Below are 8673 nucleotides of genomic sequence, written 5' to 3' on the forward strand. Positions count from 1 at the left end.
AATTACTCCCCTTTCTCCTCTTCCGGGCCCTGGCCCTGTGGTTCTGCCTTTGTGCGAATCTGCTTCGCTTTATTTTTCTCCTGTACTGCGACCGGTAAGGTGAAATTAAACTGGCAATATTCGCCTTCTTTGCTCTCCACCCAAATATTTCCGCCAGACAGGTTAATGAGCACCTTACAAATATGCAGACCCAAACCACTTCCCATGGTATTGAGTCCCCGGCTTTTGTCCTCTTTGTAAAAACGGTCGAACACATAAGGCAACGCATCCGCACTGATTCCACTTCCTGTATTTCGGATGCCTACGGTGACCATTCCCTTGCCCTGCGTAACGGAAAAGCGAATCTCTCCGCCTACATTGCAAAATTTGATGGCGTTGTCCACAATGTTGTAGATGACCTGATACACCAGATCCTCATCCGCATAAACCATGGTCTTTGTCGGTGCAAATCCGCTGATTTGAATTTTGTTTGCCTCTAATCGCTGCTCTGCACCAAATACAACACTGGTAATGCTCTCCCAGATATCATAATTACGGGCATTGACTTGATATTCGCCCGCTTCCAGTTTTGTGATATCCAGCATATTTTTAATCAAACGTGTCAAACGTCCCACTTCTTCGGAAACAATTCCAAGATAATGGTCTCTGCTTTCCGGGGGAATCGTACCATCCAGCATTCCATCAATAAACCCTTTGATCGTGGTCATAGGAGTTCGAAGTTCATGCGCAATGTTGCCCATAAAGCTGTGTCGGGAAGAATCGATTTTCTCCAAGTTGGCCGCCATATTGTTGAACGTAACTGCCAACTGTGCCAATTCGTCCTCTCCCTCTTCCGGCACTCGTGCGGAAAAATCTCCATTTCCGAACCGCTTGGCCGCGTCGGAAATGCGCCGCAAAGGAGTGGTCATACGGGAAGTGAGCACAATGGACAGCACGCTGGATACCATCAGCATCAGGCCTGCGGACAAAATAAATGTGGATAAAAGATTGGCTACATACTCACTGAGCGCATGCGCATCGGACGCAGCAAAAGCATATCCTTGTACAGCGCCCGACTCATCCAGCATCGCCTTTCCCGCCACATAGCATCGATTGCCCAAAAGGCCGTTCAGCGTTCCAAGTTCTGTATAAACCCCGTTTCTGGCAGCCGCCATCGCCTTGCCCGGCAAAGTCGCTCCTAAATAACGCGAGGGATCTGTAGCACTGCACAAAATAATATTTCCCGTCGCATCGGTAAAAAAGATCATGGTTCCTGTCGCACGAGAGGTGATGACAATCCCTCTGGTCACATCCTCCACGCGCTCATTCTCCGTGGAGTTGAGGTCCGAGGCCTCCTGCATAACCAAGATGGTATTGTCTACGGTCTGCAAAAGTTTTGCTTCGTTTTCGCTGCGAAAATACCCCATGGATAAATAGAGCTGTATAAATCCCATCAACGCAATACTACATAAAAGCAGAATGGCCGTTGAGTAAAAATAGCGAGTGGTAATGCTCTTTCGCATGCGTGCTGTCCTTTCTACTCCGCGAAATGTTTCCGCAGAGACATCACTCTTTTACTTCAAATTTATAGCCTACACCCCAGACGGTTTTCAAACTCCACTGGTCGCTGGTGCCTTCCAGCTTTTCACGCAACCGTTTGACGTGTACGTCAATGGTACGGGAATCTCCATAATATTCAAATCCCCATACCTCATCCAAAAGTTGATCTCGTGTAAACACACGATTGGGATGGCTTGCCAGATAATACAGCAGCTCCAGTTCTTTGGGCGGAGCATCCACTACTTTTCCTTTGACCTTCAGCTCATAACGGGTTAAATCCACGGACAAATTGTCGTAGGAAATCACCCCGTCTGGCGTAGCCTGTGCCGGTACGCAGCGGCGCAGCACAGCTTTGATCCGCGCCACCACCTCTTTGGAATCAAAAGGCTTGACTACATAGTCATCAGCCCCCAACTCAAGTCCCAACACTTTATCAAAAGTTTCTCCCTTAGCGGTCAACATAATGACCGGTGTATTGTCCACTGTCCGAATTTTCCGGCAGACTTCCCAACCGTCCATTTTGGGCATCATGATATCCAGAAGGACCAGATTGGGCTTTTCTCTTTCAAACGCGGCAAAAGCTTCTTCGCCATTGTTCGCGATGCATGTTTCATATCCTTCTTTCGCCAGATACAGCCGAAGTAATTCACAAATATTTTTGTCATCATCAGCAATCAAGATTTTTTCGTTGGCCATATGACGCACTTCCTTTCCCCTTAGCTCTTGGCGCAGCACGCCAGACGTTGTTCTTATTATAACGGATAAATGTGTATAAAAAAAGTATTTCAAACCTCGCGAAGAATTTTGTATTCGCGCGTTGCACCCGGCTCCTTCTTTTTGTATAATAAATGGGAATATACGCGCAGAGCGCTGCAAAGAAAAGAGGAATTCATCACTATGAAGCTCGGTATCGTGGGTCTTCCCAACGTGGGAAAAAGCACCCTGTTTAACGCCATCACTAGCACGAAAAATGCGGCGGCGGCCAACTATCCTTTTTGTACCATCGACCCCAACACTGGTATTGTCCCTGTGCCTGACGCACGGCTGGACAAGCTGGCTGAAATTTGGGATACCAACAAAAAGACTCCTGCGATTGTGGAATTTGTAGACATTGCCGGTCTTGTAAAAGGTGCCTCTCAAGGCGAGGGCCTTGGCAATAAATTTCTGGGAAACATTCGCGAATGTGACGCCATCGTGCACGTAGTACGATGCTTTGATGGCACGGACATCGTTCACGTAGAAGGCAGCGTAGATCCGCTGCGCGATATTGAAACCATCGACACCGAACTGATTTTGAGCGACCTTGAAGTCGTATCGAATCGGGCGGCCCGCTTTGCCAAGGCGGCCAAAACCGGAGATAAGAAGGCTGCTGCCTCTGCTGCATGGCTGAATGCTCTGGCTGAACATTTGGGACAAGGAAAAAACGCCCGGACCTTTGCCTTTGATGAAAGCGACGATGATCAGGCTCTTCAACTTCGTGAAATGGGACTTTTGACTGCGAAACCGGTCATTTATGCTGCCAATATGAGTGAAGATGACCTGATGAGTGGCATGGAGGATAATCCCCATTATCAGGCGGTAAAAAAGCTTGCTGCCGAAGAGGGAGCTGAATGCATTCCCATCTGTGCCAAAACAGAAGAGGACATTGCGGATTACACTCCGGAGGAAAAAAAGGAATTTCTTGCGGAAATGGGCATTGAAGCCACCGGCCTTGACAACTTGATCAAAGCCAGCTACAGCCTGCTGGGTCTGATTAGTTTCCTCACAGACGGCAAAAAGGAGTGCCGCGCTTGGACCATCCGTCGTGGCACCAAGGCTCCTCAGGCCGCTGGAAAAATCCATTCGGACTTCGAGCGCGGTTTTATTCGTGCATCGGTGGTACGCTACGATGATTTGGCCGCCTGCGATTTCAGCATGGCAAACGTTAAGGCCAAAGGGCTTCAGCGAACAGAAGGAAAAGAATATGTGGTACAGGACGGCGACATCATTGAGTTCCTGTTTAACGTATAATGGGAGAGGACGATCGAATGAAAAAAATTGGATTGCTGGGTGCAATGCCGGAAGAGATTGAAAAATTGTATCTTCAGATGGAAAACCGCAGACAGCATATGTGTGGTGGAGTAACGTTCTATGAGGGAACATTGTCGGGCAAATCCGTAGTCCTGTGCTGTGCCGGTATGGGGAAAGCACAGGCTGCCGCCGCGGTCCAGTTGCTGATCACTTCATTCGGTGCGGACGCGATTGTATTTTCCGGCATCGCGGGCAACATGAGCAGCCGCGTAGGGATTGGCGATGTAGTCATTGGTGGAACCGTGGTTTACCACGACGGTGAACCTCGCATGTTTGCGCAGAGCTATCCGCATTTAGAAGAATTCCATTCCGATGCATCTCTCGTAGCCGCTGCGGAAAAAGCATGCTCTGAAAACAACATTTCTTATATCGTCGGAAAAATTGCAACAGGAGACTGTTTTGTGGGCGACAGCGCAACAAAGCAATCGATCGCCGCCAAATGCGCGCCCGATTGTGTAGAAATGGAAGGCGCTGCCGTGGCGCATATCGCGGCAAAAAACGACGTTCCTTTTGTGATTTTGCGCGCTATGAGTGACAATGCCGACGAGAATGCCTTTGAAACGCTGGTTGTGAAGCAGTTTGATATTAGTGAATACTGCGACCGGGCGGCTCACATCTGTGCCTCACTGATCCGCTCGCTGTAAAAAAGTCCTATGCACCTGGTAAAATTTTGTTCATCCAACATTTTCATGTCGTAATTTTTCATTGGATGTCGTATGATTAAAAGGCGGATGGATCTCGACGATGTCTTGGCCGATTTCCTTTCGCCTTGATTTTTTTGGAAAGGACGGGTTTTCCCATGTGGCAGGAAAAAAACCGAGCCTTGTTTGCTCAATGTCTCAACGGACTGGCTTCGGACCCCTATGTAAAGCAAATGGAACCGATTCATCAACATGTAGAGGGCGTAAGCTGTTACGACCACTGCCTGTTTGTCTCCTATTTGGCCTTTACTTTGTGCCGAATCACTGGACTCGATTACCGCGTTGCTGCACGCGGAGGCCTTTTGCACGATTTATATTTGCAAAACTGGGCCGAGACCAATATCAACCGACTACGCCGTCTTTGGCTGCACCCTCATATGGCTCTGGCCAACGCACGGCGCTTTGGATTGAGCCCCAAAGAGGAGAACATCATTCAAAGTCATATGTGGCCCGTAGGTCGCACGCTTCCGAAAAGTTGGGAAAGTGTTATGGTGAATTTGGCAGATAAAACTGCTGCCACGGTGGAAATGCTGCATTTGGTGCGTATATTGGGCGTACAGAAAAATTTGGAACTTCTCAAGCAAGCATAAAAAAACCGGAAGCCAATGGCTTCCGGTTTTACTTTTAGTTATAAAAACGCTTTTAACTCCCCAAGGTATTCATTCTCAGCATGCTGTAACCGCTGGGCAAGAGCCACTGCTCCCTGGTTTGCATCCGGATGAGATTTGATTGCTTTGGTCATATCGGTCACACCCATCTGTGCCCCCTGAATCAACATTTCCGCCAACTTTTGGGAAGATTGGTCGGTCATGGTTTTCATTGCAATCCCCATATGTGCTCCCCACTTGGTGAGCTTGCTTTGCGTTTTGGCCGCCTGCCCTTCCACTGCCAACATGGCATGCGCGCGCTTTGCTACATCCTCATAGGTTTCAAGTTCTTTATGCAGATGGTCTTTCATCTCATTTTCCTGGGCAATGCTTAAAAGCTGGTGAGCCGTGGTACGACCCATCTCGGCATTTTTCACTACTTCATTTAACAGCTCTACCGTCTGCTCTTCCATGAAAAGCCCTCCTTTTCGGTGTTTGTGTTATTTTTCCCGAAAAGCAGAGCATTATACTCTCACGCCATTTTTAAAGTACAAAATCTCGAATATACGATTAAAATTTGGATATTACAGCAGTCCAGCCTTAGCCATTCGACGTTCCAGCATCCGTCCCAGTGCATAGGCGCAGGCAGCTTTGCACACATCCGGCAAAACAAAGGGTGTGACACACCAAGCAAGGCTTTGCGCCAAAGAATTTCCAGTCACAACCATGAACCAAGCTGTGCCAAAGCCATAGCACAATATCAACCCTACAGCCATACCCAATGCAGTGACAGCGGGTTTATTCCACTGGCGGGCCGCCGCCGTCACTCCAGCGATGGCGATGTAGCCAATTACATATCCTCCGGTCTGGCCGAACAGCACCGCCGGGCCGGCCATCATTCCAGCAAATACAGGCACACCCACAAGTCCCAACATCATATAGACGGTCAACGAAACCAACGCCCAGCCCGGCGTCATCAACATTCCTGCCAGATAAGCACCCAACACGGCAAGGTTAAAAGGGACCGGCCCAATGGAAAGTTGAATTTGGGACAAAACTGCTGTCACCGCGGCCAAAAGCGCCGCCTGTACCAGATTTCTCGCTTGACTCTTTCTCACAAAACTCCTCCTTATTTGACACGGATACTGACCTCTCCAAAGGACAGTTCTTCCATTTCTCCTGCTTCATTTTTTACCATCAAATGCCCATCTTCGGTGATGGAGCAAGCATGGGCCGGCCTTTGTATGCCATTTTGTATAACAAAAATATCCTTGCCAGGCACCAGATTGTGTTCGATGTAATCTTTCATAAACGGTGTTTTCGGCAGCTCATTGGCCATAATCAGAAGTTCATTGGCAATTTCCGCCGCAATCCGGCAGCGTTGCACGGACTCGCCCGGATCAAAAATTGCCCCCGCAATATTTTTTAATTCGGGTGGGAAGCCGCCTTCCTGCTCCAGAAGGTTCAGTCCGGTCCCCACTACCACATAATCCACGCCGCCGCTCTCCATGTCCGCTGCCGCCTCGGTTAAGATTCCACAGCATTTCTTTCCGTTGCGGTACAAATCGTTCACCCATTTGATTTCCAATTCTTTTCCGCAAACTTTTTTGATCGCACGATACACAGCTACGGCGGCCGCACTGGTCACCGGAACGACACATTCCATGGGAAGGTTGCTGCGCAGCAACATCGTCAAATACAGTCCCGTACCGGGCGGTGAAGAAAAACTACGGCCGCGACGGCCGCGACCACCGGTCTGTGCATCTGCCACCACCAGCGTTCCATGTGGCGCGCCTTGCGCTGCCAGCTCTTTGGCGGTCAAATTGGTGGATACCACCTCTTTTTCCACAATCAGCATCGGCACTTGTTGGGTCAAATAGGGCCGAACGCCTTGTTCCGAAAGCACCTCGCTTGTTTGACACATCGTATATCCTTTGTTTGGAACCGCTTCGATACAATGCCCTTGCTTTTGCAATTCCTTAATTGCTTTCCACACCGCAGCTCGGGAAATTCCCAGTTGTTGAGCCAACATTTCACCGGAAAAAGCCTGTTCCCGATGGGTTTCCAACAAGCTTAAAATTTTTTCCTTTGTACTCATTGCGTCCTCCCAAGTTTATTCTTTTTCTATTATAAGTATTTGCGCCGCCAATTGTCAACCATTTATAAAATTTAGGTTTACATTTATCAAAAAAGAAAACTCCCTCCCGGGAGTTCTCTTTTTTATGTTCAGCGAATCGTAATTAGTTCGTAGTCACGTGTACCCAGTCCAATTTTCTCGCCGTGCTCCACACACGTTTTCCAGTTCGTCTCGGGCGCACTGTTGCAGAAATGGTCATGGTGGTCGCATGCACCATCCTTGTGCAGATTGTCATACAATTGGCTGTGCGGTAAAATCGGCATATGGTTGCACGCATCGGCACAAGCCACATCCAATGCAACCGGATCAAAGCTTGCAAACATACCTACATCCGGAATAATGGCCACATCATTTTCTGGATGGCAGTCACAATTGGGAGAGACCTGATTGACAATGTTAATATAGAAAGCCGGACGACCATCCACCACTGCCTTCGCATATTCAGCCATTTTGCAATTTAGTTCATCGTTTGCATGATAATTTTGATTGGCAATGGCATCAAAGTTACACGCACCGATACAACGCCCGCATCCTACACATTTTTCATGATCGATTTGCGCGCGTTTTTCCTGGTCAAAGGAAATCGCACCATGGGCGCAATTGCGCTCACACATGTGGCAGCTTCTGCACAGCGCTTTATCCACGTCGGGCTTTCCGCCGCAATGCATCTCCATCTTTCCTGCACGAGATCCGCATCCCATGCCAATGTTTTTGATTGCGCCACCAAAACCAGTGCTTTCATGACCTTTAAAATGAGCCAAAGAAATAAATATGTCAGCATCCATTACTGCACGCCCAATTTTGGCATTTTTGACATATTCTCCACCATCGACCGGAACCTCTACTTCATCGGTTCCCTTCAATCCATCTGCAATGATCACATGGCATCCCGTAGAAAACGGAGAAAAGCCATTTTCATAAGCAGCATCCATATGATCCAGTGCATTTTTTCTCCGGCCCACATACAGGGTGTTGCAATCCGTCAAAAAAGGTTTGCCACCCAGACTTTTGACTACATCTGCCACCGTCTTTGCAAAGTTAGGACGAAGATAAGAAAGATTTCCCGGTTCGCCAAAATGAATTTTGATCGCTGCAAATTTGTCCTCAAAGTCAATTTTTTCTATACCCGCACGGCGTATCAATTTTTCAAGCTTCTGCTGCAAATTTAAACCAGGATAAGCGCGCATATCCGTAAAATACACTTTTGCCTTTTCCATTTAAATGCTCCTTTGCCAAACATTTTTACTAATTTTTATCATAACGGAATCTTTTCTTTGTTTCAAGTATAAGAAAAGCACAGAAAAGACTTGATTTTTTTTCGCGCAGCCGATATACTAATATAGCATTCAGAAAATGCTGGTGTAGCTCAGCTGGTAGAGCAGCTGATTTGTAATCAGCAGGTCGGGGGTTCGAATCCGTCCACCAGCTCCAAGAAAGACACGCAAAAGCGTGTCTTTCTTTTTTCTATCAGCCACAAATGAGCCTTGGAAAAACCGCAGAAAAGTTTCACAAGAAAAGCTTGACAAAACTGCGTGCGCCTGCTATTATTATTAAGCGCTCTTTTTGAAGCGTTCATCACAATCAAATATGGGAGAGTTCCCGAGTGGCCAATGGGGGCAGACTGTAAATCTGTTGCGTC

9 protein-coding genes and 1 tRNA gene are annotated in these 8673 nt (G+C 47.9%); 4 read left to right on the plus strand and 6 right to left on the minus strand.

Translation table 11 applies throughout. The annotated features are described in order from the left end of the window. Positions 1 to 2 precede the first annotated feature (2 nt). Positions 3 to 1502 (minus strand): sensor histidine kinase, encoded by a 1500-nt coding sequence (locus tag AB5H98_RS00420; RefSeq protein ID WP_367923930.1) that lies wholly within the window; start codon positions 1500 to 1502, stop codon positions 3 to 5. Between the two features lie 43 nt (positions 1503 to 1545). Next, positions 1546 to 2235, minus strand: a complete 690-nt coding sequence (locus AB5H98_RS00425; RefSeq protein WP_367923931.1) for a response regulator transcription factor — start codon at positions 2233 to 2235, stop codon at positions 1546 to 1548. A gap of 201 nt (positions 2236 to 2436) precedes the next feature. On the opposite strand from AB5H98_RS00425, the gene ychF reads away from it, so the two are divergent. From ychF to AB5H98_RS00440, 3 genes are all read left to right on the plus strand, one after another. Then, the gene (gene ychF, locus AB5H98_RS00430) at positions 2437 to 3549 is read left to right on the plus strand and encodes a redox-regulated ATPase YchF (protein WP_367923932.1); all 1113 of its coding nucleotides are present in this window, start codon (positions 2437 to 2439) and stop codon (positions 3547 to 3549) included. Positions 3550 to 3566: 17 nt separating this feature from the next. Next, positions 3567 to 4253, plus strand: a complete 687-nt coding sequence (locus AB5H98_RS00435; protein WP_367923933.1) for a 5'-methylthioadenosine/adenosylhomocysteine nucleosidase — start codon at positions 3567 to 3569, stop codon at positions 4251 to 4253. Between the two features lie 155 nt (positions 4254 to 4408). Then, positions 4409 to 4900, plus strand: coding sequence for an HDIG domain-containing metalloprotein (locus AB5H98_RS00440; protein WP_367923934.1), 492 nt, complete (start codon positions 4409 to 4411; stop codon positions 4898 to 4900). A gap of 38 nt (positions 4901 to 4938) precedes the next feature. On the opposite strand, the gene AB5H98_RS00445 is transcribed toward AB5H98_RS00440, so the two are convergent. The 4 genes from AB5H98_RS00445 to AB5H98_RS00460 form a co-directional block, all read right to left on the minus strand. Further along, the gene (locus AB5H98_RS00445) at positions 4939 to 5370 is read right to left on the minus strand and encodes a hypothetical protein (protein ID WP_367923935.1); all 432 of its coding nucleotides are present in this window, start codon (positions 5368 to 5370) and stop codon (positions 4939 to 4941) included. Between the two features lie 111 nt (positions 5371 to 5481). Next, complete coding sequence (locus tag AB5H98_RS00450; protein WP_367923936.1) at positions 5482 to 6015, minus strand: biotin transporter BioY; 534 nt, start codon at positions 6013 to 6015, stop codon at positions 5482 to 5484. Between the two features lie 11 nt (positions 6016 to 6026). Further along, positions 6027 to 6995, minus strand: a complete 969-nt coding sequence (locus AB5H98_RS00455) for a biotin--[acetyl-CoA-carboxylase] ligase (protein ID WP_367923937.1) — start codon at positions 6993 to 6995, stop codon at positions 6027 to 6029. A gap of 128 nt (positions 6996 to 7123) precedes the next feature. Then, a complete protein-coding gene (locus AB5H98_RS00460; RefSeq protein WP_367923938.1) occupies positions 7124 to 8251 on the minus strand; it encodes a DUF362 domain-containing protein in 1128 nt (375 codons plus the stop codon). Positions 8252 to 8389: 138 nt separating this feature from the next. Between AB5H98_RS00460 and AB5H98_RS00465 the strand changes: the two genes are divergently transcribed. Beyond that, a tRNA-Thr gene (locus tag AB5H98_RS00465) sits at positions 8390 to 8465 on the plus strand. Positions 8466 to 8673 lie beyond the last annotated feature (208 nt).

Source organism: uncultured Ruthenibacterium sp. (assembly GCF_963558415.1).
GTDB lineage: Bacteria > Bacillota > Clostridia > Oscillospirales > Ruminococcaceae > Ruthenibacterium.